The 24831-nt window shown below is 58.9% G+C and carries 34 protein-coding genes and 1 pseudogene; 27 read left to right on the forward strand and 8 right to left on the reverse strand.

Translation table 11 applies throughout. The features are described from left to right. Positions 1-11 precede the first annotated feature (11 nt). Together K1W69_RS17205 and K1W69_RS17210 are read left to right on the forward strand one after the other, a co-directional pair. Positions 12-953, forward strand: coding sequence for a LysR family transcriptional regulator (locus K1W69_RS17205; RefSeq protein ID WP_220229658.1), 942 nt, complete (start codon positions 12-14; stop codon positions 951-953). Positions 954-1044: 91 nt separating this feature from the next. Beyond that, positions 1045-1665 (forward strand): annotated as a pseudogene (locus K1W69_RS17210) (IS5 family transposase). Between the two features lie 408 nt (positions 1666-2073). On the opposite strand, the gene K1W69_RS17215 reads toward K1W69_RS17210, so the two are convergent. The 3 genes from K1W69_RS17215 to K1W69_RS17225 form a co-directional block, all read right to left on the reverse strand. Then, complete coding sequence (locus K1W69_RS17215; protein WP_258571159.1) at positions 2074-3084, reverse strand: ATP-binding protein; 1011 nt, start codon at positions 3082-3084, stop codon at positions 2074-2076. A gap of 38 nt (positions 3085-3122) precedes the next feature. Further along, positions 3123-3812: a response regulator gene (locus tag K1W69_RS17220; protein ID WP_220229660.1), complete on the reverse strand. Its 690-nt coding sequence runs from the start codon at positions 3810-3812 to the stop codon at positions 3123-3125. A gap of 1323 nt (positions 3813-5135) precedes the next feature. Continuing rightward, positions 5136-5750 carry a TetR/AcrR family transcriptional regulator gene (locus tag K1W69_RS17225; RefSeq protein ID WP_220229661.1) on the reverse strand — a complete coding sequence of 205 codons (615 nt, stop codon included), beginning with the start codon at positions 5748-5750 and terminating at the stop codon, positions 5136-5138. Between the two features lie 76 nt (positions 5751-5826). Here K1W69_RS17225 and K1W69_RS17230 point away from each other — a divergent pair, with 76 nt between their 5' ends. Continuing rightward, positions 5827-6630, forward strand: a complete 804-nt coding sequence (locus tag K1W69_RS17230; protein ID WP_220229662.1) for an inositol monophosphatase family protein — start codon at positions 5827-5829, stop codon at positions 6628-6630. Positions 6631-6655: 25 nt separating this feature from the next. Then, complete coding sequence (locus K1W69_RS17235) at positions 6656-7294, forward strand: NADPH-dependent F420 reductase (RefSeq protein WP_220229663.1); 639 nt, start codon at positions 6656-6658, stop codon at positions 7292-7294. 278 nt (positions 7295-7572) lie between these two features. Here the strand turns inward: K1W69_RS17235 and K1W69_RS17240 are convergent, their stop codons facing one another. Beyond that, positions 7573-8547: a LuxR C-terminal-related transcriptional regulator gene (locus K1W69_RS17240; protein WP_220229664.1), complete on the reverse strand. Its 975-nt coding sequence runs from the start codon at positions 8545-8547 to the stop codon at positions 7573-7575. Beyond that, positions 8516-9301: a DUF1194 domain-containing protein gene (locus K1W69_RS17245; RefSeq protein ID WP_220229665.1), complete on the reverse strand. Its 786-nt coding sequence runs from the start codon at positions 9299-9301 to the stop codon at positions 8516-8518. The genes K1W69_RS17240 and K1W69_RS17245 overlap by 32 nt, the downstream gene beginning before the upstream one ends. A gap of 271 nt (positions 9302-9572) precedes the next feature. Between K1W69_RS17245 and K1W69_RS17250 the strand changes: the two genes are divergently transcribed. Then, the gene (locus K1W69_RS17250) at positions 9573-10139 is read left to right on the forward strand and encodes a DNA adenine methylase (RefSeq protein ID WP_306308809.1); all 567 of its coding nucleotides are present in this window, start codon (positions 9573-9575) and stop codon (positions 10137-10139) included. Positions 10140-10340: 201 nt separating this feature from the next. Next, a complete protein-coding gene (locus K1W69_RS17255; RefSeq protein WP_220229667.1) occupies positions 10341-11306 on the forward strand; it encodes a hypothetical protein in 966 nt (321 codons plus the stop codon). Between the two features lie 555 nt (positions 11307-11861). Here the strand turns inward: K1W69_RS17255 and K1W69_RS17260 are convergent. The 3 genes from K1W69_RS17260 to K1W69_RS17270 form a co-directional block, all read right to left on the reverse strand. After that, a complete protein-coding gene (locus K1W69_RS17260; RefSeq protein ID WP_220229668.1) occupies positions 11862-12101 on the reverse strand; it encodes a hypothetical protein in 240 nt (79 codons plus the stop codon). 90 nt (positions 12102-12191) lie between these two features. Then, positions 12192-12584 (reverse strand): hypothetical protein, encoded by a 393-nt coding sequence (locus K1W69_RS17265; protein ID WP_220229669.1) that lies wholly within the window; start codon positions 12582-12584, stop codon positions 12192-12194. A 30-nt stretch (positions 12585-12614) separates the two neighbouring features. Continuing rightward, complete coding sequence (locus K1W69_RS17270) at positions 12615-13418, reverse strand: S24 family peptidase (protein ID WP_220229670.1); 804 nt, start codon at positions 13416-13418, stop codon at positions 12615-12617. Between the two features lie 93 nt (positions 13419-13511). Between K1W69_RS17270 and K1W69_RS17275 the strand changes: the two genes are divergently transcribed. The 21 genes from K1W69_RS17275 (at position 13512) to K1W69_RS17370 (ending at position 24828) form a co-directional block, all read left to right on the forward strand. Further along, the gene (locus K1W69_RS17275) at positions 13512-13838 is read left to right on the forward strand and encodes a helix-turn-helix domain-containing protein (protein ID WP_220229671.1); all 327 of its coding nucleotides are present in this window, start codon (positions 13512-13514) and stop codon (positions 13836-13838) included. Next, positions 13835-14242 (forward strand): hypothetical protein, encoded by a 408-nt coding sequence (locus K1W69_RS17280; RefSeq protein ID WP_220229672.1) that lies wholly within the window; start codon positions 13835-13837, stop codon positions 14240-14242. The genes K1W69_RS17275 and K1W69_RS17280 overlap by 4 nt, the downstream gene beginning before the upstream one ends. After that, positions 14239-14367: a hypothetical protein gene (locus K1W69_RS27105; protein ID WP_258571160.1), complete on the forward strand. Its 129-nt coding sequence runs from the start codon at positions 14239-14241 to the stop codon at positions 14365-14367. The genes K1W69_RS17280 and K1W69_RS27105 overlap by 4 nt, the downstream gene beginning before the upstream one ends. Further along, positions 14360-14785 carry a hypothetical protein gene (locus K1W69_RS17285; protein ID WP_258571161.1) on the forward strand — a complete coding sequence of 142 codons (426 nt, stop codon included), beginning with the start codon at positions 14360-14362 and terminating at the stop codon, positions 14783-14785. The genes K1W69_RS27105 and K1W69_RS17285 overlap by 8 nt, the downstream gene beginning before the upstream one ends. Next, entirely contained in the window at positions 14782-15114 is a 333-nt protein-coding gene (locus K1W69_RS17290; RefSeq protein ID WP_220229673.1) for a hypothetical protein, read from the forward strand. Before K1W69_RS17285 ends, K1W69_RS17290 begins: the two co-directional genes overlap by 4 nt. Then, complete coding sequence (locus K1W69_RS17295; RefSeq protein WP_502793609.1) at positions 15020-16015, forward strand: ParB N-terminal domain-containing protein; 996 nt, start codon at positions 15020-15022, stop codon at positions 16013-16015. Before K1W69_RS17290 ends, K1W69_RS17295 begins: the two co-directional genes overlap by 95 nt. Next, on the forward strand, positions 16005-16382 hold the full coding sequence (locus tag K1W69_RS17300) for a hypothetical protein (RefSeq protein WP_220229675.1): 378 nt from the start codon (positions 16005-16007) through the stop codon (positions 16380-16382). The genes K1W69_RS17295 and K1W69_RS17300 overlap by 11 nt, the downstream gene beginning before the upstream one ends. Continuing rightward, positions 16379-16630, forward strand: coding sequence for a helix-turn-helix domain-containing protein (locus K1W69_RS17305; RefSeq protein ID WP_220229676.1), 252 nt, complete (start codon positions 16379-16381; stop codon positions 16628-16630). Before K1W69_RS17300 ends, K1W69_RS17305 begins: the two co-directional genes overlap by 4 nt. A gap of 94 nt (positions 16631-16724) precedes the next feature. After that, positions 16725-16886 (forward strand): hypothetical protein, encoded by a 162-nt coding sequence (locus tag K1W69_RS17310; RefSeq protein WP_220229677.1) that lies wholly within the window; start codon positions 16725-16727, stop codon positions 16884-16886. 242 nt (positions 16887-17128) lie between these two features. Beyond that, positions 17129-17593, forward strand: coding sequence for a hypothetical protein (locus K1W69_RS17315; protein ID WP_220230010.1), 465 nt, complete (start codon positions 17129-17131; stop codon positions 17591-17593). Between the two features lie 3 nt (positions 17594-17596). Beyond that, entirely contained in the window at positions 17597-17830 is a 234-nt protein-coding gene (locus K1W69_RS17320) for a hypothetical protein (protein WP_220229678.1), read from the forward strand. After that, positions 17827-19773, forward strand: a complete 1947-nt coding sequence (locus K1W69_RS17325) for a transposase domain-containing protein (protein WP_220229679.1) — start codon at positions 17827-17829, stop codon at positions 19771-19773. Before K1W69_RS17320 ends, K1W69_RS17325 begins: the two co-directional genes overlap by 4 nt. 119 nt (positions 19774-19892) lie before the next feature. After that, entirely contained in the window at positions 19893-20915 is a 1023-nt protein-coding gene (locus tag K1W69_RS17330) for an AAA family ATPase (protein WP_220229680.1), read from the forward strand. Next, the gene (locus tag K1W69_RS17335) at positions 20912-21163 is read left to right on the forward strand and encodes a hypothetical protein (RefSeq protein ID WP_220229681.1); all 252 of its coding nucleotides are present in this window, start codon (positions 20912-20914) and stop codon (positions 21161-21163) included. The genes K1W69_RS17330 and K1W69_RS17335 overlap by 4 nt, the downstream gene beginning before the upstream one ends. Then, positions 21160-21453 carry a hypothetical protein gene (locus tag K1W69_RS17340; protein ID WP_220229682.1) on the forward strand — a complete coding sequence of 98 codons (294 nt, stop codon included), beginning with the start codon at positions 21160-21162 and terminating at the stop codon, positions 21451-21453. The genes K1W69_RS17335 and K1W69_RS17340 overlap by 4 nt, the downstream gene beginning before the upstream one ends. Continuing rightward, a complete protein-coding gene (locus K1W69_RS17345; RefSeq protein WP_220229683.1) occupies positions 21450-22061 on the forward strand; it encodes a helix-turn-helix domain-containing protein in 612 nt (203 codons plus the stop codon). The genes K1W69_RS17340 and K1W69_RS17345 overlap by 4 nt, the downstream gene beginning before the upstream one ends. Further along, entirely contained in the window at positions 22058-22720 is a 663-nt protein-coding gene (locus K1W69_RS17350; protein ID WP_220229684.1) for a DUF3164 family protein, read from the forward strand. Before K1W69_RS17345 ends, K1W69_RS17350 begins: the two co-directional genes overlap by 4 nt. Next, positions 22720-23196, forward strand: coding sequence for a hypothetical protein (locus K1W69_RS17355; RefSeq protein ID WP_220229685.1), 477 nt, complete (start codon positions 22720-22722; stop codon positions 23194-23196). The genes K1W69_RS17350 and K1W69_RS17355 overlap by 1 nt, the downstream gene beginning before the upstream one ends. Further along, positions 23196-23576, forward strand: a complete 381-nt coding sequence (locus K1W69_RS17360) for a hypothetical protein (RefSeq protein WP_220229686.1) — start codon at positions 23196-23198, stop codon at positions 23574-23576. The genes K1W69_RS17355 and K1W69_RS17360 overlap by 1 nt, the downstream gene beginning before the upstream one ends. Continuing rightward, entirely contained in the window at positions 23573-24211 is a 639-nt protein-coding gene (locus K1W69_RS17365; protein WP_220229687.1) for an HNH endonuclease, read from the forward strand. Before K1W69_RS17360 ends, K1W69_RS17365 begins: the two co-directional genes overlap by 4 nt. Next, the gene (locus K1W69_RS17370; protein ID WP_220229688.1) at positions 24208-24828 is read left to right on the forward strand and encodes a regulatory protein GemA; all 621 of its coding nucleotides are present in this window, start codon (positions 24208-24210) and stop codon (positions 24826-24828) included. Before K1W69_RS17365 ends, K1W69_RS17370 begins: the two co-directional genes overlap by 4 nt. The last annotated feature ends 3 nt before the right edge of the window (positions 24829-24831 follow it).

Genomic DNA, 24831 nt, shown 5'->3' on the forward strand with positions numbered 1-24831 from the left:
ATGATTGACTATTGCACATTATCAAATGTATCTATTTGTATATGGCTTTGAATGACCTTGAACTGCTTCGCCCGGCTACAGTCTTCGCAACGGTTGTTGACGAAGGCAGCTTCCGCGCTGCCGCAGACCGCTTGGGTCTTTCCGCGCCGTATGTCAGTCAATTGGTTGCCGATCTGGAGAACCGCCTTGGGCGGCAATTGCTTTATCGATCCACCCGCAAAATCGCATTGTCTGCGGATGGTGAACGATTTCTTCCGGTTGCACAGCAGATAGCCGGGGCTCTGCGCGAAGGCCTCAACGCCTTTCGATCAGAGAACACAGACCTTGTCGGGCAGCTGCGCTTGTCCTTACCTTCTGTGCTGGCGTCACCGTTCTTTGCGCGGCTCCTGACGGAGTTTCAATCCAAGCACCCCAGACTGGGTCTGGAGGCGATATTGGATGATGAGGCCGTTGACCCGATGGACCGCCAAACCGATTTGACTATCAGGATCGGCGATCCCGGAGACGACCGCAGGCCGGCGAAACTCTTGTTCAGGACGCGCGGGGTTGTATGTGTTTCGGCAAGCAATACGCATTGGGTTAAAACTCCGAAGGACCTGAAGGCAATGCGTTGGATCAAAACCCCTGCAATGGGGGTGACTTTGAAATTGTCCAAGCCGGGCAAATCTCGCCCGGTCCAGATTGAACCCGACAGCAGCATGATCACGAACAATGGCCAACTCACTGCTCAACTCGTCTCTGAGGGAATGGGTTGGGCGATTTTTCCGGAATTTGCCGTCCGTGAGGCAATCTCATCTGAGCAAATGTCGCGAGCTCTACCGGATTGGGAAGTTTTGGATGTCGGGGTCTACGCACTTTATTCCGCACGCCAGTCGTCACTCAGCAACGCAAAAGCGCTTGTCGATTTCATCGCTGAGAAGCTCGTACAGCCGACCTTCAATCCAAGTTCGTAAACGGTATTAAGGTCCGCTGAGCCGACATTTGTAACTTCATGGATTCAAATCTATTTTAGGATGTGATTCAAGTGGGCAGGAGGACTTGCCCATGTCAGATCACTATTGGCTTAACGAAGCGCAACTTGCGCGTATTCGACCTTACTTTCCGCGCTCCCATGGCAGACCCCGTGTTGATGACCGGTGTGTAGTCAGCGGAATAATCCACGTCGTCCGAAACGGCCTGAGGTGGCGAGATGCGCCTGACATCCATGGGCCACACAAGACTCTCTGCAATCGCTTTGTCCGATGGTCACGGAAGGGCGTTTTTGATCGTATCTTTAGCGGTTTGGCGGGCTACAATGAAGAACCAGACATCGTCATGATTGACGCCACGCACCTGAAGGCTCACCGGACTGCTTGCAGTCTGGCAAAAAAGGGGCAGCTCCGCGTCGTATTGGTCGAACCAGGGGCGGCTTGAACTCCAAACTAGATGCGCTGTGTGACGACAAATGCCAAAGTCCTGATCGGTGACAAAGGCTATGACAGCGACGAGTTTCGTGATGCGTTGAAAGCCCGCAAGATTAAAGCCTGCATTCCGCACCGATCAAACCGGAATTCGCCAAGGAAATACTCCAGGACGCTGTACAGGCAGCGCCACAAAATCGAAAACATGTTCGCGAAGTTGAAGGACTGGCGGCGCATCGCGACCCGATATGGCCGCTGTGCCTAGGATTAGGATCTAAAAAATCTTGCAATGACCAAACTAAGCACTCTCGAAATATTATCGAGCAAAATATCGATATAACCCTCATAATATAAAAACAAGTATATATACAATATTACGGAGAAAAATATCAATATATAATACATGCGTCATTCCATTTTTCTATACTCAGGATTTCACATGTGTTGGGAATATTCATTTCGATCTCGACGGAATTTTTCGTGTTCCCGTTGCGATCGGATGATAACAATAAAGTTTGAAAGCAGGTTTGACATTGTATGAAGATACCATGGAGATCGCTATCTTCGCAGTTGGAAGCTACGACGGCGTCTGGTTGGATTGAGTTGAATAAAATTAAAGTCACGACCTTCCTTTTGCTACTTGCAGCCAGTTCTTGTTCCTGCCGATTCAAGCTCATGTCAGAGGTAGGCTGATTTCGAAAATCGAACCGCCGCGCGATGAACGACGGTAAGAACTCTCACCGCCATGGCCCTCAGCGATCACGCGGACAACAGAAAGGCCGAGTCCCGACCCTCCATTATGGCGTGATCTGGATGGATCTGCTCGCTCGAAGGGTTCGAATGCCCGCTTTACAAACTCTGGCGCCAATCCAGGACCGCTATCCTCGACGCGGATGAGGATGTTGTTGTTTAGTCGTAGCGTTTCGATATTGAGCAAGCCTGGAACCGCATAACGCCGCACGTTTTCAAGAAGTGCATGCAAAGCTTGGCGGATGCGGTCTCCATCGGCAAAGATTTCGATATCAACCAGATTTGTTTCCAGCCTGAACCCTGATTCTATTAGAGGCGCCCGCACGACTTCGATGACCGAGCCGATTTGCTCAGACAGGTCCATTCGGTCCTTTCGCAGATCCAAATGACCGCTCTCTGACAATGAAACCACGCGCAGGTCGTCGACCAATCTACCCAAGCTGTTGATTTGCAACAGCAGGCTGTGGAAAAGTCTTTCGTCGGCAACAATAACGCCGTCTACAACTCCTTGTATTTTGCCGCAGAGTATCGTCAAAGGCGTTCTGAGTTCATGGGCAATAGCCGCATTCCAGGTAATCAGGTTGTTTGTCATGTCCTGCAACCGGCTAGCCATTGTATTGAAATCAGATATCAGAAGTGCGGTTTCGCTGAGCGGAAGATCTCCCGGGTCTGCCCTTGCGCTGAGATCGCCGGCTGCAATTCGTTGCGCTCCTGTCGCAAGAGAATTGAGCGGCGCCAGTATTCGTCTGGTCAGTCTTATCGCAATCCAGCCGGTTAGCATCAGAGCCGGAACAATTGATAATAAAAGGACTGAGAACTCGATTTCAAACGGCAGCCAACCCTGAAAATTCGAGACGTATTCTTCGGCAACAACATAGGCCAAATAGACGAACAAATAGCCAACGATTGAAGAAAACACTGAAACAGCAGCCATTGATATCAGTATTTGAGTGCTTACTCCACGCCGCGGCATTAATCAGTACCCCCAAGCCGGTAGCCAACTCCCCTTACGCTTGACAACAATCCGTACAGGTCAAGCTGTTCGAATTTTTTACGCAGATTGCTAATGTGGCTGTCCACCGTGCGGTCGAGGGCGTCACCGCCAAGGAGACAAGCGTCCACTATGTCGCTGCGTGAATACACACGCATCGGTTGGTGCGCCAAGTGTGCAAGAATTCTAAATTCTGTAAGCGTTAGTTTCAGATACCGAGATTGACCGTTTTTCTCAACTTTTACGAGATAGCTGTCGAGGTCGACTGCGATGTCCCCATACCTAAGTATGCCGCTAGAGGAGGTAAGACCCGCTCGGCGCAATACAGCTTTAACTCGAGCGACCACTTCAACGGGATTGAACGGTTTTACTATATAATCATCAGCGCCAATACGAAGCGCCTGAAGGCGGTCAATGTCCTTGTCGAGGGCAGTTATTACTATTATCGGCGTTTCGGTTTTCCGGCGAACTTCAGCCAATACCTCCCAGCCGTCTCGTCGAGGCATTGCTATATCCAGAAGCATAAGATCGGGTTTGAGTGTTACCTGCAGTTCGACAGCCACATGACCGTCTCCTGCCCGAACCGTTCGGAATCCTTCTCTTGTCAGATAGGCGTCGAGAACATCGGCAATCTGTTGCTCGTCTTCTGCGATAAGTATCAGATTATTCATGTGACCATCGTCGAATTTAAGTTCGACGGTCGATGGCACACCAATTCAGTGAAAATGTGATCGCGAAAATTTATCCATCAATTCTCCATGAAACCTCAACAGTCCCATCAATGATATGGACTATCGATGCAACGGTTTCGAACCACTGTGGGTATAGAAAATGACAACTGAACGAAGGGAAAAATACTCGCTTCGATCTGACAATGCGACGACAGTAATCAGATGGGCCAAGTGTTACATGATAAATAACCGACGTATTTCTGATATGAAACGAGAAGAGTTGCTCACGATAGCAAAAGTATTCATGGATTGGTCTATTGAGAATCTTGAGAATGATGTTTTTCGGCAGTTGCTATTAAAGCAAGACAAAGCAAATCAAAATTTACGAGAGTGAATGCAAGAAGATGCATCAGGGCCTGGCGGCATCTTCATGTCCATTGAAAGTCGGGTCGATTATTTCACTGACGCCATGGTTTCTTGTGTTCAATCAATCTCACTTCGATGTTCCGACTCCAGCGCATCGTATTTCCCGCGGTCGAATACACATCTTCCTATGACGCCCTCTCCAGGCAATTGCGCTCGGCGGCGAGAGGGTTATCATTCCGCCCTTGTGGCCGCAGCGTTGGCATCGCAGCGCAGTGGAGATACGCGTTTCGTTGATCGCCACATAGTCAGCACCAAAGCTCGCGATCGGCTCGTCTATCGGCATCGCCTGGCCGTGTCCCCATTGGCGACCGGCGCACTCGCCGCAGATCGTGACGTTTGAGCGTTTGAGATCAGAAAGAGTGTTGCTTTCAAGAGCTATGCAACGCAGGATCTTGGACTCTCGAGCCTCATTGCGCTTGTGCATCACGACAATTCTGCGTCGCGAGGTCTAGCGGAACGCCTGGGTGGTAAACTGGACGCCGGAGCAGTCCCGCCATGCTAGTCGCCAAACCCTGTGTTGTATCGGTTTCAACTGATGGATTGACGGACCGGACATTTGGACAGAGCGCAGAATCATGCACTTTGGGCTCCAAGCCGCCCTTCGCCGCAACCGGAGCGAATGGCAGTTGTCGGCCAGACATCTCTTCCAGTTTTCAATCGTCGGCTGCAAAACAATCAGCATCGAAGCGCTAGCGCCGCACGCAGGATTTCGGCATCGGCGGCGTGCCGGGTGCACAGCTTCCGGCCGACATTGCGCCAGGCCGGATGCGTGCGCATGCTTGATGATAAGCAATAACAGAACCAACAGTAAGCGCGATGATTTCAGGTGGGAAATGACGATGTTTATGGTCGAGGCAAACGGTGACGCGCCGAATAGTGTGACATCACCCGATCAGGCTATATCTCGCAACTCAGATATCCAACGACAGCGCGATAGATGCGGTTTGCGAGCGTTTGCATATCATGTTCACCATATTGTCCCGCGGCATCAACCATACCCCTGATTATTGCAATGATATCCCTGGCCGTGGTCGCATCTTCCATATCAGTTTCATATCCGGCGGCTTCGACGTAGGTGTTGACGGTGATTATGAGTTGCTCTGCCAGACGGGATGGAGCGATGTCTCGCGGCAACCGTTTTTCTTCAACATCCAGTATCCGGGCCAATGCGGGGCGCCGCAACTGATGCGTTACAGCGATCATGATGAGCGTCCGCAATGGATCAGAGCCGCCGGCCGCTGCTTCAATTCCTGCAATATCCTTCCATAGCGCATCCTGTTCGCGTTCGATGAGCGAGGCTGTGATCGCATCCTTGCCCGGGAAATACTGATAGAGCGAGCCGATACTCACACCGGCGCGCCTGGCGATGGCATTGGTGGAATATCCGTCGAAACCCGAGCGCTCCAGAATGCGAGCGGCTGCTTCCAGAATGGCATCGACAGTCGCCCCCGACCGCGCCTGACGCGGTGTTTTCCGGGGTTTGAGCAGTGTTTTTCCGGCTGGTCGAGACATCGTGGAATGCGAGTTTTGAAAGTGAGCGATAGCTCATATTAATACTCCATCGGTTTTAGACACAAGAAAGATCAAAATGGACACAGACCCGCCTGATCATGTTTTACGCACTGCAACGGCGGACGCCGTGATTGCGGCCGCCAATGCGATCAAGGAACGCTTTTCCATTGACGCCCGCCCGGCGGACCGGGCCGATATCAACGCGCGCATAGAAGCCAATGATGAGGTTTCCATGCGTATCCTGAGAGAGCATCTCGCCAAGGTGCGCCCTGAAGCGCGCATTGTCGAAGACGAACTGGCAGCCGGCCTGCTGCCGCAGGGAGAATGGTGGATCGTCGATCCGGTTGAAGGCGCGATCAACCAGATACACGGGATGGCCGACTGGTGCGTGAGCGCAACGTTGATCAGGGACAACAGACCTGTCGTCACTGCGGTGCACTTTCCCCTGACGGGCGACACCTACTCTGCCCTTAAAGACGCCGGGGCATGGCAGAATGATGTGCCGCTCAGCGTTTCCGCCAAGGCGGATATCAATGCGGCGATGGTTGGCACGGGACAGGCGTCGCCCGGAGAATCCCGCAAGACCCATGAGCAGATTGGCGCGTCAGTCACGCTGATGTTGCAGACCGCTCTGACGGTGCGCGTCTCGGTGCCGGCCACGGTGCAACTCGTGCAGGTCGCCGCCGGGCGGATGGATGCATTCTGGCAGTTCAGTGACGTTCTGTCCGGCATCGTCTCCGGCGCGCTCCTGATCGAGGAAGCCGGCGGAACGATAACCGACGCCAACGGGGCGCCCTGGTCATTCGAAAGCAAGCATTTCGTCGCAACCACCCCCGCGTTGAGCGCGGCTGTCACCAAGGCGCTGTCGCGGCTCGTTTGAAATCAGAGAAAACAAGGAAACCAGCATGACCAATATCGCTATCCTCGGGTCTGGGCGCGTCGCCTCGGCCATTGCCACCCGTCTCGCCGCATCCGGCCAGAACTTTGTCGTCGGCATCGTCGATCCTGAAAAGCCGAGCGACCGCTGGAGTGGACCGAATACCGAATTCAAATCGACGAGCGAGGCCATCGCCGCCTCGGACATCATCTTCAACGCAACACCGGGAGAAACAAGCGTTGCGTTCCTCAGCCCTTTACAGTCGGAACTGGCGGGCAAGGTTCTTGTCGATGTTTCCAACGCTATGCGGCGCGACGAGGCCGGAATGCCGGTAGGTCTTCTCTACCCGGACAGTTCCGTGGCTGAACATCTGCAGGCAGCGCTTCCGGATACCGCGGTGGTGAAGACGCTCAATACGATGTTGTTTGCTGTTATGGCCAATCCGGAATGCCTTTCGCCGATGGCGACTGTCTTTCTCAGCGGCAATGAAACGAGCGCCAAGGAACACGTGCATGCGCTGCTTCGGACCATGGGCTGGCAGGAGGAGGTCATTGAAGATCTGGGACCGATCGCCAGCGCCCGCGGACCCGAATCCTTCATGCATTTCGTGCCGCATATCATCGCCAAACACGGCTTCGCCCCGTTCGCGCTATCGATTGCGCGGTAGCGCTCGTCCAGATGGCGTTTTGCCTTGTCGCCCTCCGCTCTGGCCGCCGCAGCCGCCCTGATGTCCGAAATGTCAGCAAAACTGTCGTTGGCGTCGTTGAAATCAATGGCAAAAATTGACTCAATGCCGCCGTTCGCCGCAGTCGGAGCGAATGGCAGTTGTCGGGAAAACATCTCTTTTCCAATTTTCTATCGTCGGCTGCAAAACAATCAGCATCGAAGCGCAGACCATTGCCGTAGCCTGGCAGAGTGAATGACCGTCTTGCCCTGCTCCTGTCCTCAGTGTGTGGGCGGGTCCAGGCTCATCAATGTGCGGACCAGAGCGATCTGACTGTTGACCTCCAACCTTTCGAACATGCGCCGGACATGCGTTCGAACGGTGTTTGGCTGCACGCCGAGGTCGCGCGCGATGGTGCTGCTGTCATTGCCCCGCGCCAGCGCCGTGGCAACGCGCACCTGCATCCGGCTCAGCCCGAACACCCGGCCGGCATGGGCGATTGTATTGGACAGCAGACTCTCGTCACCGAGCAGCACGACGATCATCATGTCCGAATTCGACACCCAGGCGAGCGAGATTCCCGTGCCGTGTTCATGGTTCAGGATCAGCGGACGCGGCGGCTTGCCTCGGTGCACGCTGATCAGCTCGTCTGCTTCGGCCAGCGCCACACGGAGGATTTCGGCATCGGCCGTGTGCCGGGTGCACAGCTTCTGGCCAACCTTGCGCAAGGCCGGATGCGTGCGCAGCGCCTCGGCCGTGCCGAGACCCATGTCGAGAATGTGCGCCGCGCGATCGACGCGGACCCACGGACCTGCGTAATAGCCGATACGGTTGGGAATTTGGAAAATGGCCGCGATCTTCCACGCGCCGTCCACGCGTTCGAGGATGCGCATCTGGTTGTGCCGCCCGGGCGCGCCGTCCTCACCGGCGTCAAGCGGAATGTACTGTTCGAACGTGGCCCATGCCATGTCGCCGCGGATGCTGATGCGCCAGTTCTCGCGCCGGACGTCGTGCGGCCGTTCGGATTGGGATGAAAATGCCTCGATCAGGGGCGTGAAATAGGCCGCGATCTCGTCGAATCCGTACAACACCCGTGCGCCGACAGAGGGCCGTGCGATGATATGCTGGGCATGGGGCGCTTGCACCCAGCAATCGGCCCAACCCGACGTGTCGGAACGCAGCCAGGCTTCCGTTTCGGCCTCGATGATCGCGATGATGGCTTCTCTATCGCCGGATTGTGCGTTGTGCCTGGTCATGGCTGATCCCTTCCTTTCCGGTCCAGGCGACCTCCAGCACCAGCTTGCGCAGGATGGCGCCTGCAATGCCGCCGGGGAGCTCCACATCAAGGGCAAAAGCACCGGGACCGCAGATGACGGAGGCTTCGAAATAATCCGTTAGCGGCCCGTCGTAACCAGAGAACATCATACCATAGGGCCCGCCTTGCGCGTATGTCGTGTCTGGCAGCACGAGACCGTTGACGACGGCGCCAATCGCGCGCAGGTCATCCCGTGCCGCCTCCATCGACGGTCCTTGCGTGTTCCGGCCGTTGCCCGAAACGTCCACAACGATGCGATGCGAGGTCAAGCCGTTTGCGTCCACCAGCTGCCGTGCGAAGGTCAGTGCGGCCGAAAGCGAGGTGGCGTTGGGGGTCACGGCGATATCCGCCTGATCAAGCCGGTCAGCAAATCGACCGAGATCGCCGCTGTTGCCCAGGATTGTCCAGGGGACGACGACGTGCTGGTCCGTGGCATCGGACCATTCGAAATACACCACAGCGACCCGGCCCAGCGGACCGGACAGGATCGCATTCCGGAGGCGTTCGTCGCGAAAAGCGTCGGCAAACCCGCGCCGCTGCCCTTTCGCCAGGGAAAGGGACATCGAGCCCGACCGGTCGGCGGCCAGAACGAGTTGAAGATCCACCTCGGTGGGGCGCGGATTGGGCGGCCCGGCATCCGCCGTGGCCGCGGCGAGACCAAGAATCAGGGTAAGAAAAAGCGATCTGACAGTCATTCGGGTTTCCACTCGTTCCCTGGATGACTGTGATTGTCGCCGATCACGCCGCAGCTGGATGTACCGCAATTACAGTACATGCCCGGGCACAGACGTATTGCCTCCGGGCCGGTTCCCGCCGAATTGGTTCATGTCGGTAAGCTGCCATTCGTTGGCCATGCAACACTTGGAGGAATTGGGCCCAGAGCCGACTCCCGAGCCCTCTTCCTTACACGGGTCCCTGACTCGAGCAGCTATAAGCCGAAAATGTTCCAGAACCTTGTGGCAAAAAATGCAGAACCAGCTGGCGCGCTACATCCAGATCACTTCGCGCCGCGAATTCCAGCGACTGGCCGCCTGCCCTCCGGAGACCCTGACCGACCTGGAGCGAGCCGCGCGATTTCTCTATCTGCAGAAGACGGCATTCGGTGGCAAGGTGACCGGCCGAACCTTCGGGATCGACAAGTCCTGTGGTGCGCGCTTCGACCTGACGCGCCTGGCGCGCCTCCTCGAGGACGTGCATGAGCGGCTTACCGGCGTCGTGATCGAGTGTCTGCCATGGAGCGAATTCATCGCCCGATGGGATCGGCCGGGCATGCTTTTCTATCTGGATCCGCCTTATTTCGGGAGCGAGGCGGACTACGGCAAGGGAGTGTTTTCAGCGGATGATTTCGACCGCATGGCGGACATCCTCTCAGGCATCCAGGGCGAGTTCCTTCTATCGATCAACGACCGGCCGAAGATCCGCGGGACGTTCAGTAGTTTTCAGATCGAGGACGTGTCGCTGACCTATTCGGTCAATGGTGGCAAGGGCGCGCCGGCGAAAGAACTCATCGTTACAAATGTGATCGCACGCTGAAACTGCAAATCCGCCTGCCTTGAATCCGGTTCAATCGACGTCAGCAAAGCGGACAAATTGCCTTATTTGATTTGGGATAATGGCCTAACAACGACACACAGCACATCGGCGCTTTGTGCCACTAGCGGAAGTTAGCTCTAACCCTGTTCTTTCTGCCCAGTATCCGTCATTTTCTGAATAAGCAAAAAGAAGGTTTTTCGGATGACATTGTTGATCTGGGGCGTCAATCATCGGATGGCGTGGATGGCTGGGGACAATCGTTATTACCTTAGTCCGAACAGAAAATTCGATAGCGCAAAAAAGGTGTTTGCAATCGAGGCCGCGAATGCCCGCGGATTGATCGGTTATGCTGGGGTAGGCGCTAGGGTACAACCTGACAACTCCTTGCTCGAAGTTAGCAGCTGGCTTGAGAACTTGTTTGATGGCCATGGATTTACTCTAGAGCAAGCACTCGAAAAAATACGGGACGCCGCAATCAAGCGAAAATTTGGAGCCTTGAGCGGTTTCTCGCACTCGTTTGCTTTCGCAGGCTATCATGAGGGCAAGCCGCTGAGTGTAGTCCTAATGAGCAAGCCCGAGAGTGGGGCTGTGGCTGTGACGGAATTTCATCCGCAGAGCGGCAACACCCAAACCTACAAGGTCGAAGAAGACTACAAGCCTATCAGTTCATCACCGGCCAATGGACAGACTGTAGGGGGACGGCTTGGTTCGGGAGCTCGTTTTGTCACCAATCGGGATATCCTGTTAGCTGCTCGAATAATGAACACCCGTAAGGTGGATTGGCAGGCAGCAAGGCGGGTGCAGGCCTACTTGGCACGTATGATCGTTGAAACAAGTAGGAAAGAGGGCAACCGAACTGTGGGGCCGGAATGCTTTTTTGCCGTAAGATATGCGAGGAGTGGGGGGTTTCATGGCTGGAATCCAAAAAATTCCCCAAACAATACAAACGGTATTCTGCCGGGAATTAGCATGGGCGGCTGGAAGAACACCGTATTTCACGGGCTTCTTTTTGATACGTTGATGAAGCCGATGTTGGAGGCAGGCGAAAAGCTGTTCTCGGACAAGGCGGAAGACAAAGAAGCTATTAGAAAGCGGAATGAAGATGCTGCGAAGGAATTCACAGATCGCATCAACAAGGTAATACGAAAGCCGAGTGACGACTTTTGACCTGCTGGCCGGTCCTTACACGGGTCCCTGACGCGAGCAGTTATGAGCCGAAAATGTTCCAGAACCTTGTGACAAAAAGTGCAGAACCAGCTGGCGCGCTTGTAGTTTGTCACCGGGTTCTGGTTTTTCCGGGATCAACCGGGATTTCACGGGAAGTGGCGGGAAACGCCCAGCATACAAGGCGTTGCGTGACCTCTGATCGGGAAGGTCGGGCAGTTCGTTTTGCCAGCAGGTTCTGGATAAAACAGCGGAATCGAGCGATCTTCGATTGATCGTCGACGCGGCTTCAAACAGGCTTCGAAAACGTGGCGGAGAGCAGAACGCGACAGGCATCAACCCATTGACGCATATTGCGTTTTCGTTTTGAAGCCATGCCTTCGAAAGGCTCTGGCGATCCTCCCACCTGGTGCTCGAAAAGCAAAATCAAGTCGGATGATGCATCCGAGTTGGCGGAATCGGCATCCGAGAAGGCGAATAATCGCAAGATATCATATAGATAGGAATTCGTATGGCGACCGCGAGAGGCGAAATCAAGTCGGATGCCAGGAATCGGAATCATGCTCCGCTCGAGCTCGGCGGCGAGAGGGTCAGCATCCCTCCCCTGTGGCCGCAACGCTGGCAGCGCAGCGCGGCCGAGATCCGCGTTTCATTGATCACCACATAGTCGGCGCCGAAGCGCGCGATCAGCTCGTCGATCGGCAGCGGCTGGCCGTGTCCACAATGGCGGCCGGTGCAGTTGCCATAGATCGTGACGTTCGATCGTTTGAGGTCAGCAAGGGTTTCGATTGATCGCATGGCGCGGCTCCCGTGGTTGAGTTCTCAGGTCTGCCGCATGGCGACACTGATACCCTGCGCCGGAACCGCAGGCAACAGGTATATGACTAGTTAGAAGCTCATCTCAATGGAGCAGCCTCTAAGAGTAATCGACTGGCGAGAAATGGCATAAAGCGGGTCACTCTCGTCGATCTCGGCTAGAATCAGATGCGGTTTCGACGGGCGAAATGCAAAGGCTCGATATCCGGTCAGAGCTCCCATGCCGTTGGGCACGTTAATAAAGCCGCACCACGCATCGCCCATGGGCGCTTTATTGATAGCTCTGATCTTCGCGCCGTCCGGATTCACCAACTTCCTGAACAACTCTCCCTTCAGCGCTGACATGACGTCCTGCGGCACTGCAGCGGCCGTGTCGTCTTCAAACTGCTGGGCATTTCCAGGCACCGCCAACAGCAACACCACGGCCAGCGACACTGCCATTCGCAAAACAGTCTGCGTCTTCATTGCCTAAACCTTTCAACATCATTTTCAGTATTATCGCAGCGGCCCGCCCGCCCAGACGACGCGGGCGTGGACCATCATCTTTTCATCCGCATATTCCCGGTCGACCGTCTCCGGATCGTAGTTCTTGTTGTCCGAGAGGATCTTGATGGATCCGTCGAGCAGGATCTGCAGGCGCTTGACGTAGAGATGACCGTCAATGCTGATAACGAAGACGCCGCCATTGGCGACGTCCTGCCGGTTGATCTCGAAATTCAGGAGCAGGATGTCGCCGTCGCGAATGGTCGGCTCCATGGAATCTCCCCGCGCTTCGATGATGCCTGTCCTGGCGCCGCGCGGCACATAGCGCTCGAGCCAGGCGCGGCCCACCCGAAAATAGTCCGAGACCTCTTCGGCCAAGACAACCGAGCCGCCGCCGGCGGAGGCCTGGACTGCATAACGTGCTACGGCGACAGATCTTTCGGAGTTGTCGGTCTTTGAGAGCGAACGTTTATTGCCGTCTAGAGTTTCCTTGAGTCTCTTCCCGATTGCTGCCCTTTCATTATCGAAGTAGTTCGCGATTGCCAGGCCGCGTGCATCAATCAAACGGCTATACTCAAGCGTCTTAGGCTGGGTCTTGCCACTTCGGTAGTTGTCAAGCGTCGTTTGGCCAACTCCCATTATTTCCGCCGCCGCCTTACGTCCGCCGACAATTTCTGTGGCCTCGGTCACCTGACGAGCGAGTCCGGCCAACTCCGGATCCAGATCTTTCCAGAGCTCCTCGTATTTCTTCACCATCTTTTCGGCACTAGCCTTGCGATAGTCCAAATTTATGGACTTTTTATCGCCATCACTCATTGACTACTCCAATTAATTATATCATAGTCCATAAAAATGGACATTGATCGGCCAAATTGGACCTGAACCACGCGTGCCGATCAGGGAGCAACTATGGACCCGAACGACGACGCCGCCAAGCACCTCAGCCTGAAGTCAAGGCAATCAGCCAGAATAAAGGCAAAGATCATCGAGGCGGGCCTCCGTTTCGTAGACATTGAACGCACCTTCAATCTTACAAAGGGTGCTGTCAGCGAAGCCCTCCGTAATCCTCATTTAGACGGCGAGCGGGCGATCGCCGCTGCTCTCGGAACCAGACCAGAGCTGCTGTGGCGTGACCGTTATCACGCTTCCGGTCAGCGGAAATCGCCGCCCGATCTCGATTATTCGCGAGCTCCTTCTGCAGCACAACGTCAAAACTTGATGGAGGCGCGGACATGACGCTGGTCAACGCCAACTTCGCAATTGGAGTGCGCGCCCAACCATGGACGACGGGCAACGAGGAGATGCTGACCGCACTTCTGATGTCGGCGGAGATGTCCTTCGACAGGCTTGAAGCGGATAGCAAAGGTGTTGACGGAGATTTCCGGAAGCACATCGCCGAACTGGTACGGATCATCAACAACCGCCAAGACCGGCGCAGTGCTGAGAAGAACCGCGAAACCGCGCCAGAGATTGCGTTCAACGACCGCGAGCACGCGCGCCAGTTCGCAAAGGCCCACAACGACTTTTTCGCCCGCGAGCGGCAGCGGGCCAGACCGGACCGCCGCCCAATCGCCGCTGTCTGCATCAGCGTTCTCGCTCTCGCTATCGCCGTGGCGGCCATTCAGGGAGTGTCCCTATGATCTGTACCATCGCCGCCATCCTTTATCTGCTCTTCTTCTTCGGCGCGTCGCTCTTCATCGTCGGCGCTCGGATCCAGGAAGAGCAGCACGAGCAGCGCCTGCAGGAAGGTCTGTCCGATGACTGATCCGTTCCCGCTGCTCTTCCAGGCGCTCGCCAAGGCGCCGGAGTCGCCCGGACCGAAAACGCCAGACGCGACCACAACCCGCGCAGCCGATCTCGACGACGGCGTGCTGCCACTCTTCGAGGCGAGCGTGCGCGGCGTTCAAAGCCGCTTCCCGCATCTTTCAGAAGCCGACATCGTCTCGCCCCCGCATCACTGGTTCGACGCGGCCCTGGCGCGACAGATCGCGCTGCACCTTCTCGTCGAACATTTCGACGTACCGAAGCGAGCGGTTGCCAAGGAGCTGGAACGTTCGCGCGACATGGTGAACCGGGCGCTCAGAACCATCGACGAGCGCCTGCAGTATCCGGAATTCCAGGACACCTATTCGGCTATCGCAGAGAGCGCCCGCGCGGCGCTCAACAAGGAGGAATCCGAATGAGCGAACTTCTCCATCATCAGCTTTTGGGCGACGCCCTGCGACCCAAGATCTTCAAGTTGGCGGAACGCCGGAAGCTTGTCGACGAGTGCTTCAAGGAATTTCAGCGGATGGTCTATCCGGGCGCGCCGCAGGATCAGGTCGCCGCGCTTCGCATCGCATTCTTCGCGGGCGCCGCCGAGCTGCTCGCAATGCAGATGTACGGCACCCAGCCCGGTTTGGCTGTGACCGGGAAAGATATCGAATTCATGTACGGCGTCACCGAGGAGGTCGAGGCGTTTCACCAGCGCACGATCGACACGATGCAGGCCGACACGAAAAACGCGCAATAAGGAACGTCGGTCGATGAGCAAGATTGAGACCATTGCGATCGCCGACATCCACGTGCCGGAAGACCGGCTGCGCGCGGTCAAACCAGACTATGCAAGCTTAATGGCGATGCTGATCCAGGGCGGTCGCACGCTGCCGCCGATCAAGGTGCGCCGAACACCCAACGGCAAATGCAAGTTCACGCTGGTCGTGGGCGGGCACCGGCTGGAGGGACACCGGCTAGCGGGCCGCACCGAGATCGACGCGGCGATCATAAAGGGCAACACGCAAGAGGCGCGCGAGGAAGAGATAGAGGAGAACCTCTTCCGCAACGAGTTGTCCGCCCTGGAGCGCATCGACGCAGTCGCCGCCTATCGCGATATTTTCGAGAAGCGATTCGGCGAAATTAATCCTCAAGGTGGCCGGCCGAAGAAAAACGCGGCCAACTTGGCCGAGTTTTCAGAGTTCAATCTTCTCGGCATACAGGATGACAGCCAAGAGGGACAGTTTTACCAGCGCGTAACGACCCGGCTCAATATCTCTGGGCGTTCAGCACGGCGAATGCATGCCATCGCGAAAGCACTGCAGCCGGCGCTGCATGACGCCCTCGTCGGCACGCCGATCGAGGACAACCAGTCGGCAATCGAGCGTCTGGCGAAACTGCCGCCCTCCGACCAGGCCACCTATGCGAAGCTGCTGAAGCTCAACGGAGGCGATCTCGACGCGGCCGACGCCGCTCTCGCCCCGAAGCCGAAAGTCAAGGAAGGCCAGCGGCTCTTCAATATTTCCTACTCCAACTTCCAGGGCATGCCCCAGGGATACCGCCGCCAGATGTTGAGGCGGATAGCACGCGAATACCGCGATGATCTGGAATGGGCGCTGAGCACCCCTCTGTCCGATGAGGATGCAGCCGATGAAGCGTAAACCGGCCACCGAGGAAGAAGTCCACGAGGCGCTTGTGCGCGAAGTTCGGATGCAGCACCGCGAGCTCTCCGAACCACGCGATTGGCGATGCATCGGGGACCGCGACGAAAAGGCCCTGTGGAAACGTTACGAGACGCTTCCGCAGAAAGCGAGGAACGATGGCGCAAGACGTCTGGCCGCCATCCTGGAGTCTCGGGGCCTTTGGATCAATGGATTGGGCGCCACTGCCTCGGCCAACCTCGGAGGCCGACGGCATGGCGTTTCTGCACGCACAATCTTCAGATGGCGCGCAGTGATCTTCAGCTGGGACAAGCGAGATTGGCTGGCGGCGTTGACCGTCATGCGGAGCTGGAGGGACGCCCGATGAGCTGGACCGACACCCAAAATTTCTCCGACCGGCTGCGCTGGCTGAAGGCGGAGCGCGGATGGACCATCGAAGACATGTGCGCGCGCACCGAACTGCCCAAAGGCCGGTTGGAACGCTACCTCGCCCAGCGCCACACGGCAGAGCCGAAACTCGACGCGCTCGTGAAGCTCTCGAACGGCCTTGGCGTCTCGCTCAACTGGCTGGCGCTCGGCAAGGGGCCAGTGACCATGCCTGCCGAAAGGACATGACCATGACATTTCGAGACATCCTGCGCGAACTGCCCGGCCTGGCCGCGATCGCCGCCTTCTGCTTCGTCGTGTTGCTGATCACCGGAGCGCTGTCATGACCAGCAAGGTCGAGAAGGCGCTCGCCGCCAAGAACCTCCGTTTCATCGGCGGCTTCCGCACCCGCAAGAATTCGGCGCGTACCAGTTCGAAACACGAGCCGCACCAGGGCAGCGCCGAGAAGGCGCGGCGGTTGAAGCAAAGGTCAAAGCCGCAATGAGAGACCGCTGTCTCACGCTCGCCAGGCGCCCGTCGCCGGATCTGACCTTCCGGCTGCGTGAACGTCGCGAGACTCGCGCGTTTCATGTCCGCCTGGGGCTGAGCGTCGCGGTCATCACCGCCGCCTTCATCGCATTCGACCAGACGATGTTCGCAAGCGATCACGCACTTCCCTTCACCACTTCGGCATGGCGCGCAGAACCGCCGGCCAACCACGAGAAACAGGACAAAGAGGTTTCTAATATGCTGCGTAATCCTCCCCACGCAGGTCAGGGCGATCTGTTTACAAAGGCGGTCTTCGAAAGCCGCGAACGAACGGCGGTTCTCGATATCGACCGGTTCCGGCTGCGCATCAAGAGCGCCATGTCGGCGGCTATCACCGACCGCAATCTGGACAGGCACGCGATCGCTTCCGAAATGGCGCGGACGTTGAACGCGCCCGCCCTGTCGAAGGCGATGCTCGACGCCTACACGTCGCCGGCCAAGGACCAGGACATCACGCTGGTGCGCTTCAAGGCGCTCGTACGCGCCATCGACGCGCCGGAGCTCTGGGACGTCGCCGTTTCAGAAGACGGCCTGCTGGTGCTGCGCGGCGATGAAGCGCGCCTCGCCGAGATCGCACGGCTGCAACAGGAACAGCGCGCCATCGGCAATCGCCTGAAGAAGCTGCGCTCGACGCCCGTGCACATAGCAAGGCAGGAGCCCTGAACCATGGCGGAGCAGCCGAAATATCTGAAGCAGACGCGGGACATCTGCATGTCCTGTCCGCTTGCGGACTGTGACTACCTGCACCCGCGTTGCCTACTGCATCGGGCAAACAACCGGCGCCGCCAATTGCTCAGAAAGGGCCGACCTATACCGGACGATGTTCACGGCGCTGCGATGGAATGGTGGCGCAACCGGAAGATCGACGAAGACGCCCGCAGAAGCGAGGCGCGCGCATGAAGGAGTGGCTGTCACCGCGCGAGATCGCTGCACTTGCCCAGGGCGACCTGCCGGGCACCGAGCGCAACGTCAACGCCGTCGCCCGACGCGAAGGATGGCGCCGTCTCCCTGGCAAGGCGCGCAAGGCGGAAACGCGTGGCGGCGGCTGGGAGTATCATGTCTCCCTTCTGCCGGGAACGATGCAGGCGCGGCTGATGGCCGCTCACGCATCCCCGGCCAATGGCAACACAGACCTTGTCAACGAGGCGCGGAGCGCCCTTTGGGCGCGCTTCGAGAGCCTTTCGAGCGAACACAAGGAGACGGCCCGGACGCGACTGGCGATCGTCGACTGCTACGAGACGCTGCGCAAGAGCGGGCTCGGCAAGACAGCGGCCGTCCGGCTTGCGGCCCGGCGAAACGACATCGCGATCGGGACGCTGCAAAGCTGGCTCGGAAAGATCGCCGATATCGACCGCGCCGACCGGCTGGCGGCGCTCGCTCCCGGCTACAAGGGCGCAGCCGAGCGGGCCGACTGCGACGAACGCGCCTGGGCGGCGCTGAAGTCCGATTATCTTCGCCCCGAGCGGCCGAGCTTTTCGGCCTGCTATCGCCGGATGAGACAAGCGGCGGCGAAACACGGCTGGTCACCTGTTCCTTCCGAGCGCGCCATGCGGCGGCATCTCGAGGCCGACGTGCCCAAGGCGACGATCGTGCTCGCCCGCAACGGCCGCGACAAGGCGAAGACGCTCTATCCGGCGCAGCGGCGCACCCGTGGACATCTCCACGCGATGCAGGCCGTCAATATCGACGGACACAAGCTCGACCTGTTCGTCCGCGTGCCCGGCCGCGAGCTGCCGACCCGCGTCTACCTGATCGCCCTGCAGGATCTCTATTCCGGCAAGTTCGTCGCCTGGCGGCTGTCGGAAAGCGAGAACAAGGAAACGACGCGCCTGGTCATCGGCGACATGGTGGAGCGCTACGGGATTCCGGACCAGATGTATCTCGACAACGGCCGCGCCTTCGCATCGAAGTGGATCACCGGCGGCGTCGCCAACCGGTACCGGTTCAAGGTGCGGGACGAGGAGCCGCAGGGGCTGCTGACAACGCTCGGCGTCGAGGTTCACTGGACGACGCCCTATTCCGGCCAGTCGAAGCCGATCGAGCGCGCCTTCCGGGACTTCGCGGACGATATCTGCAAGCATCCGCTTTGCGCCGGCTGCTACACGGGCAACACGCCCGACGCCAAGCCAGAGAACTACGGCGACAAGGCGATCGAACTCAAGACGCTCTCCGCCCATATCGACGCCTGCATCGCCGAACACAATGCGCGTCCGGGCCGGCGCGCGGCGCATCTGAAGCAGCGCAGCTTCGACCAGGCCTTCGCCGACAGTCTCGCCGATCCATCGACGATCGTGCGATGGCCGACGGCGGCGCAGCGTTCGCTTTGGCTGCTCGCCGCCGAGCGGATCCGCGCCTCGAAGGGCAATGGCGAGATCCGACTGCTCGATAACCGTTACTGGAGCGAAGCGCTGACGGCGCATGCGGGCCGTGAGGTCACCGTGCGCTTCGACCCGGACGATCTGACAAAGGACATCCATGTCTACGACAGTCAGGACCGGCTGATCTGCGCCGCCCGGCTGATCGGCGACGCCGAGTTCAACAATGCCGAGGCGGCGCGTTCGCACTCCGCCAAGCGCAACCGTTACCTCAGAACCAATCGAGAGCTGCAACGGCAACATGCGGAGCTTACGGCCGACGAGCTGGCGCGGCTCTATGCGCATGGCGAACCGGAGCGGCCGAAACCGCAACGAACAAAAGTCACGCGGATCGCAGTGGCCGGGGCAATGGCTGGCGGGGCGGCGGCGCCCGCGGCAAGCGCCGAGCCGGACCAATGGAATGACGAAGCAGAGGAGAGTTTTTCTCGCGGGCTGCGGCTGATCGCCAGCAACCGCGAGGACATGTGATCCGCCGACTGGCGGTCGAGGCATCTGGCGTGCGGGCCAGGCGCAAAAAGAAACGGCGGATCGAATGACCCGCCGGAAAAGCAAGCCGCCTGAGCGGCCCAACACGACGAGGAGACTACATGACAACCGAGACAACCACAAGCTGGCCTCTTCCCGACACGGCCAGACCGTTCGACGCCGGGCCCGGTCGAACAGAAGCCGACCGCGAGACCTGGAAGGCGCACACCGCCAAGGTTCACGCGATCGCCATGCGCAACGGCTGGACCAAGGCCGAGACCGCGCGCCAGATCGGCTTGCCGAGCGCGACGTTCCACGGCTGGTACGACGGCAGCTACAAGGGCCGTTTCGACACCACGAACGAGAAGGTCGCCGCCTGGCTGGAAGCGCATGACGAACGCGCCGCGCTGGCGGCCGCTATCCCCGCCTCGCCGCCCTTCATCAACACGGTCATCGCCGGAGAAATCGTCGACATGCTGGGCGTCGCCCAGATGATGCCGGCTCTCGTGATGGCGACCGCCGGCGCCGGCATGGGTAAGACCACTGTGGCGCGCGCCTACTGCGAGATGAATCCTCACACCTACCTCGTGACGGTCAGCCCACATACGCGCACCGTCCATTCGATGCTGGTCGAGATCGCCGACGTGATTGGTGTCCGGCAGCACAATCCGGGCCGACTGGTCCGCTCGATCGGCGAGAAGCTGCGCCGGACCGGCAGCGGATCGCTGCTGATCGTGGACGAGGCGCAGAACCTGGCCGACGACGCCGTCAATCAGCTGCGTCATTTCGTGGACGTCTACGATTGCGGTGTGGCGATCCTTGGCAACACCGAAACCTATTCCCGGTTCTCGAGCGGACTTGCCGGCGGCGTCAAATACGCCCAGCTGCGCCGCCGCTTTTTCAAGCGGATGCGCCGCGACATCCCGCGCAAGGACGATCTGGCCATGTTCATCAAGGCCTGGGGGATCACCGACGACGATCAGGTTCGATTCCTGACCGGCGTCGGCATGAAACCGGGCGCCTTGGGTCAGATCGACATGACCGTGAAGCTCGCAAAGATGGTGGCTCTCGGAAAGAACCGGGACATCGCACTGGCCGACCTGAAGGCCGCCTGGGAGAACCGCGACGTGGAGGGCCTGACATGAGCACGCCCCTTCTCGTTACCGAAATCACCCACTGCCGCCGCGAGCTGCTGGAAAACTTCAAGCCGGGCGAGCCCGCCGACGAGGCAGAACTGAAACGCCTCGCCGAAGTGCTTCGTCTGATTGCGGACATGGCGACACGCATAGACCGCGAGATCGCGCTCCACCGAGAACTGATGGACGAGACGCACGCCCGCAAGGTGGCGGCCGCCCTCGGCGCTCTCCACGAGCAACCGGAGACAATGCAATGAGAGACATCCAGACCCACAATGCGCATCCGAGCGAGCTGACCGACAGGATCAAGGCGTTCCGCGCCCGGTTCAAGGCGCACCGTCACGTCGGCTTCCAGGCAAATGCAGACGGCGTTGAAGTGCTTATTGGCGAACTTGACGACATCCTCGACCAGGCGAACGCGCTGGCAAGCGAGATCTCGGCCGCGGGCTGGAACCGGCTGGGTCATCCCGACCTTGACCCGAATTCCAACGTGGTGCCGCTTCGACGCGGCCCGACGCGGCTTCCCGGCGATGGAGACGCGGCATGATGCGCATCGCAAACATCATCCATACGGTCGCGATCGCCACCGGCGCCGACATGCTCGACATCGTGTCGGACCGCCGTGGCCCGGCCTTCGCGCGACCGCGGCACATCGCGATGTTCCTGACGAAAGAGTGCACGCCCTGCACCTATCGCGAGATCGGCGACGCCTTCAACAAGCTCGATCACTCGACTGTGCGATACGCGGTCGAGAAGATCGCCTCCGAGATCAAGACCGACGCCGGGCTGAGAGAGCTGATAACCGCCCTGAAGGCATCGATCGAGTATCGCACAGCGCTGGCCGATCTCGACAAGGTCGACGTGCTCGGCGTTGCCCGCCAGATCGTGCTGCGCCCGCGACATGGAAGCATGGCTGCGTCGACGAACGAACTCGCCGCGCTTGCAGTCTTCGCCCTCGATCTCTGGGAGGTCGCCAGCTGCGCCGAGGCCATGGCGCAGTCCATTCGGACAATCGAACTTCCTGATCCCGACCCCGGCGCCGACAACACCGAGCTGCCGCGCCTGCGGCTGCTTGCCGACGCCATCCTCGACGAAATGAACCACATCGCCGGCGCGCCTTCCGAGCCGGTCCAACTCCAAGGAGAAGAAGCATGACCGAAGCCGTCATCATCGAAGAACGCGAAGCCGAAGGCATCGTTGTGGTCAACGGCAAAAACTACATGGCCGACGCCAAGGGCGCGCTCGTGCCGCTCGAGACCATCAAGGCCAGCGACAAGCTGGAAGACGAACAGGTGCGCAAGATCCTTGCGTTCGCCCGCGATCTCTCGGCGCAGATCGCGCGGTTCCGCGGCCACACCATGACCGATCTGGGCGAGCTCGACGCGCTGCTCGGCCAGGAATACGGCGTGAAGAAGGGCGGGCGAAAGGGCAACCGCACCTACCAGACCTTCGACGGTCTGATGAAGGTGGCGGTCCAGGTCTCCGACTTCATCGATTTCGGGCCGCAGCTGCAGGTCGCCAAGACGCTGATCGACGAGTGTCTGAACGAGTGGTCGGAAGACAGCCGGCCGGAGATCCGCGCGATCGTGACCCGCGCCTTCAACACCGACAAGGAAGGCCAGATCAACCGCTCGGAGATTTTCATGCTGATGCGGCTCGACATTGAGGACGAGCGCTGGAAGCGCGCCGTCGACGCTATCCGCGACGCCATGCGGGTGACCGGATCCAAGGAGTATGTCCGCTTCTACGAGCGCAAGGCGGTGACGGACGGCTGGACGGCCGTGACGATCGACCTCGCGAAGGCAGGCGCGTGATGGCGACCGAACGCAAATGCCGCGAGTGCGGTATCGGAAAGATCGAGCCCGGCACAGAGATCGACGGTGAGCGGCTGTGGTGGGTCGAGAATGATCTATGCACACGCTGCCACGACTATCTGCAGGAGCGACTGGAGAAGGACGCCAGCCGGTACCGCCACCTTCGTAATCGACAGACGCGCGCCACCGATATCGCGGCGGGCGGCGTTTTTGCCGGCCTCATTCCGGATAACAAGGTGCTTGGCGGTGAGGATCTCGACCGGGCGATCGACGCTGAGATCGGCCAGGACATCCCGCAAGTAGAGCCACTGGAAAGGCGACTGGCGAAATGTCTCGCCGACTGCGTCGACAATCCGCTTCTGCGCCTGAACGGCTCGGTCGGCATGGAACCGGAAGGCATCGACGTCCTGTTCGGCCACTTCCAGCCGGAGCTATCGGAACGGGCGGCTGCTCTGCTCGAAGAGGCAGGTGTGTGATGAAGAACAGGCTTTCCGACCTGAACAACCACCTGTTCGCCCAGCTGGAGCGCCTGTCGGAAGAAGGCCTCACATCCGAACAGATCGACCAGGAAGTCGAACGCGCCAAGGCTATCGTCGGCGTATCCGACCAAATCATCGGAACGGCGTCCCTGCAATTCAAGGCGGCGGAACTCGTCGCCAGGCACGGACGCGGCGTCTCCGACATGATCCCCGAGAGCGTGGCTGGACGCCGCGTAATCGAGCACAGGAAAACCGAGGAGACGAAGACCGCCGAGGAAACCGAACAGGCGGAAGCAGACGCCCGTCGCCACGAGCGCGAAAAGAGAGAGGAACGGGAAGAGCGCCTCCGTCAGGAACGGGAAGGAGCGGACGGATGAAGGGCGCTCACATTCGCTATTCCGAAGAGGAACTAAGGTTCATCAAGGCCAAGTCAAAGCTTCCCCGCCGCAAGGCGCACGCGGCCTTCTGCAAACGTTTCGGCCGGACTGACGTGACCTTCGAAAACTACCACGCGCTTTGCAAGCGCAAGGGATGGAAGACCGGTCGCACCGGATGCTTCGAGAAGGGGCACGTTCCCGCCAACGCAGGAAAGAAGATGCCCTTCAACGCCAACAGCGCGCGGACTCAATTCAAGAAGGGCAACCGGACCGGTGTTGCGCTCGATAACTGGAAGCCGATCGGATCGGAGCGGCTGACGGACTACGGCTACCTCGAGCGCAAGATCCATGACGGCATGCCGCTTCAGTCACGCTGGCGCGCCATCCACCTGATCAACTGGGAGGAACGGCATGGACCCGTTCCCGAAGGGCACTGCCTGAAATGCCTGGACGGCGACAAGACGAATGTCGACGCGGACAATTGGGAATGTATTCCGCGCGCCATGATGCCGCGCCTCGCTGGCCGGTGGACGCAAGGGTATGACGACGCGCCCGACGAGCTGAAGCCCGTCATCATGGCGACGGCGAAGCTGGAGCACGTTTCACGACAGAAGGCAAAGGAGAGCTGGGCATGACCGCGCTCGCCAAGATCCATGTCGCCAAGAAGCAGCTCGGCCTCGACGACGACTCTTACCGGGACGTGCTCGAGAGGACCGTCGGGCATCGCACGGCCAAGGGCCTCACCGAGGCGCAATGCGGCAAGGTGCTGGAAGAGATGAACCGGCTCGGCTTCAAATCTTCCTCCGGAGCCCTCCGAAAGGCGCTCGAGGGCCGCTTCGCGAAGAAGCTGCAGGCGCTATGGATCGCCGGCTGGAACCTCGGGATCGTGCGCAACCGCGACGATCACGCGCTGCTCGCCTTCGTGAAGCGCCAGACCGGCCTCGACCACACGCGATTCCTGCATCATCCCGAAGACGCGGCCAAGGCGATCGAGGCGCTGAAGGCCTGGCTCGCGCGCGACGGCGGCGTGGACTGGGGCAAATGGAAAGACTGGGAGCCGGACAACGGCTGCCGAATCGCAATGGCGCAATGTCTGCGTCTGGATTCCGAGAACGGCGCGAGAGACTTCTGGCCCACGGTCTGCAAGGCAGGCGGAATTTCCGCTCCCAATCAGTTCAAGTCGGAGCGCGACTGGCAAGCGGCGATGAACGAACTCGGCCGACGCATCCGCGCCGCGGAGAAGGCGGCGTGAACG

The sequence above is a fragment of the Flavimaribacter sediminis genome (assembly GCF_019492055.1).
Classification (GTDB): domain Bacteria; phylum Pseudomonadota; class Alphaproteobacteria; order Rhizobiales; family Rhizobiaceae; genus Flavimaribacter; species Flavimaribacter sediminis.

Bases quoted from the DNA above. Each gene is read 5' to 3' on its own strand.
- K1W69_RS17215 (WP_258571159.1), bottom strand. From the start codon at position 3,084: ATGGCTGCTGTTTCAGTGTTTTCTTCAATCGTTGGCTATTTGTTCGTC.
- K1W69_RS17220 (WP_220229660.1), bottom strand. From the start codon at position 3,812: ATGAATAATCTGATACTTATCGCAGAAGACGAGCAACAGATTGCCGAT.
- K1W69_RS17225 (WP_220229661.1), bottom strand. From the start codon at position 5,750: ATGTCTCGACCAGCCGGAAAAACACTGCTCAAACCCCGGAAAACACCG.
- K1W69_RS17230 (WP_220229662.1), top strand. From the start codon at position 5,827: ATGGACACAGACCCGCCTGATCATGTTTTACGCACTGCAACGGCGGAC.
- K1W69_RS17235 (WP_220229663.1), top strand. From the start codon at position 6,656: ATGACCAATATCGCTATCCTCGGGTCTGGGCGCGTCGCCTCGGCCATT.
- K1W69_RS17240 (WP_220229664.1), bottom strand. From the start codon at position 8,547: ATGACCAGGCACAACGCACAATCCGGCGATAGAGAAGCCATCATCGCG.
- K1W69_RS17245 (WP_220229665.1), bottom strand. From the start codon at position 9,301: ATGACTGTCAGATCGCTTTTTCTTACCCTGATTCTTGGTCTCGCCGCG.
- K1W69_RS17250 (WP_306308809.1), top strand. From the start codon at position 9,573: ATGCAGAACCAGCTGGCGCGCTACATCCAGATCACTTCGCGCCGCGAA.
- K1W69_RS17255 (WP_220229667.1), top strand. From the start codon at position 10,341: ATGACATTGTTGATCTGGGGCGTCAATCATCGGATGGCGTGGATGGCT.
- K1W69_RS17260 (WP_220229668.1), bottom strand. From the start codon at position 12,101: ATGCGATCAATCGAAACCCTTGCTGACCTCAAACGATCGAACGTCACG.
- K1W69_RS17265 (WP_220229669.1), bottom strand. From the start codon at position 12,584: ATGAAGACGCAGACTGTTTTGCGAATGGCAGTGTCGCTGGCCGTGGTG.
- K1W69_RS17270 (WP_220229670.1), bottom strand. From the start codon at position 13,418: ATGAGTGATGGCGATAAAAAGTCCATAAATTTGGACTATCGCAAGGCT.
- K1W69_RS17275 (WP_220229671.1), top strand. From the start codon at position 13,512: ATGGACCCGAACGACGACGCCGCCAAGCACCTCAGCCTGAAGTCAAGG.
- K1W69_RS17280 (WP_220229672.1), top strand. From the start codon at position 13,835: ATGACGCTGGTCAACGCCAACTTCGCAATTGGAGTGCGCGCCCAACCA.
- K1W69_RS27105 (WP_258571160.1), top strand. From the start codon at position 14,239: ATGATCTGTACCATCGCCGCCATCCTTTATCTGCTCTTCTTCTTCGGC.
- K1W69_RS17285 (WP_258571161.1), top strand. From the start codon at position 14,360: ATGACTGATCCGTTCCCGCTGCTCTTCCAGGCGCTCGCCAAGGCGCCG.
- K1W69_RS17290 (WP_220229673.1), top strand. From the start codon at position 14,782: ATGAGCGAACTTCTCCATCATCAGCTTTTGGGCGACGCCCTGCGACCC.
- K1W69_RS17300 (WP_220229675.1), top strand. From the start codon at position 16,005: ATGAAGCGTAAACCGGCCACCGAGGAAGAAGTCCACGAGGCGCTTGTG.
- K1W69_RS17305 (WP_220229676.1), top strand. From the start codon at position 16,379: ATGAGCTGGACCGACACCCAAAATTTCTCCGACCGGCTGCGCTGGCTG.
- K1W69_RS17310 (WP_220229677.1), top strand. From the start codon at position 16,725: ATGACCAGCAAGGTCGAGAAGGCGCTCGCCGCCAAGAACCTCCGTTTC.
- K1W69_RS17315 (WP_220230010.1), top strand. From the start codon at position 17,129: ATGCTGCGTAATCCTCCCCACGCAGGTCAGGGCGATCTGTTTACAAAG.
- K1W69_RS17320 (WP_220229678.1), top strand. From the start codon at position 17,597: ATGGCGGAGCAGCCGAAATATCTGAAGCAGACGCGGGACATCTGCATG.
- K1W69_RS17325 (WP_220229679.1), top strand. From the start codon at position 17,827: ATGAAGGAGTGGCTGTCACCGCGCGAGATCGCTGCACTTGCCCAGGGC.
- K1W69_RS17330 (WP_220229680.1), top strand. From the start codon at position 19,893: ATGACAACCGAGACAACCACAAGCTGGCCTCTTCCCGACACGGCCAGA.
- K1W69_RS17335 (WP_220229681.1), top strand. From the start codon at position 20,912: ATGAGCACGCCCCTTCTCGTTACCGAAATCACCCACTGCCGCCGCGAG.
- K1W69_RS17340 (WP_220229682.1), top strand. From the start codon at position 21,160: ATGAGAGACATCCAGACCCACAATGCGCATCCGAGCGAGCTGACCGAC.
- K1W69_RS17345 (WP_220229683.1), top strand. From the start codon at position 21,450: ATGATGCGCATCGCAAACATCATCCATACGGTCGCGATCGCCACCGGC.
- K1W69_RS17350 (WP_220229684.1), top strand. From the start codon at position 22,058: ATGACCGAAGCCGTCATCATCGAAGAACGCGAAGCCGAAGGCATCGTT.
- K1W69_RS17355 (WP_220229685.1), top strand. From the start codon at position 22,720: ATGGCGACCGAACGCAAATGCCGCGAGTGCGGTATCGGAAAGATCGAG.
- K1W69_RS17360 (WP_220229686.1), top strand. From the start codon at position 23,196: ATGAAGAACAGGCTTTCCGACCTGAACAACCACCTGTTCGCCCAGCTG.
- K1W69_RS17365 (WP_220229687.1), top strand. From the start codon at position 23,573: ATGAAGGGCGCTCACATTCGCTATTCCGAAGAGGAACTAAGGTTCATC.
- K1W69_RS17370 (WP_220229688.1), top strand. From the start codon at position 24,208: ATGACCGCGCTCGCCAAGATCCATGTCGCCAAGAAGCAGCTCGGCCTC.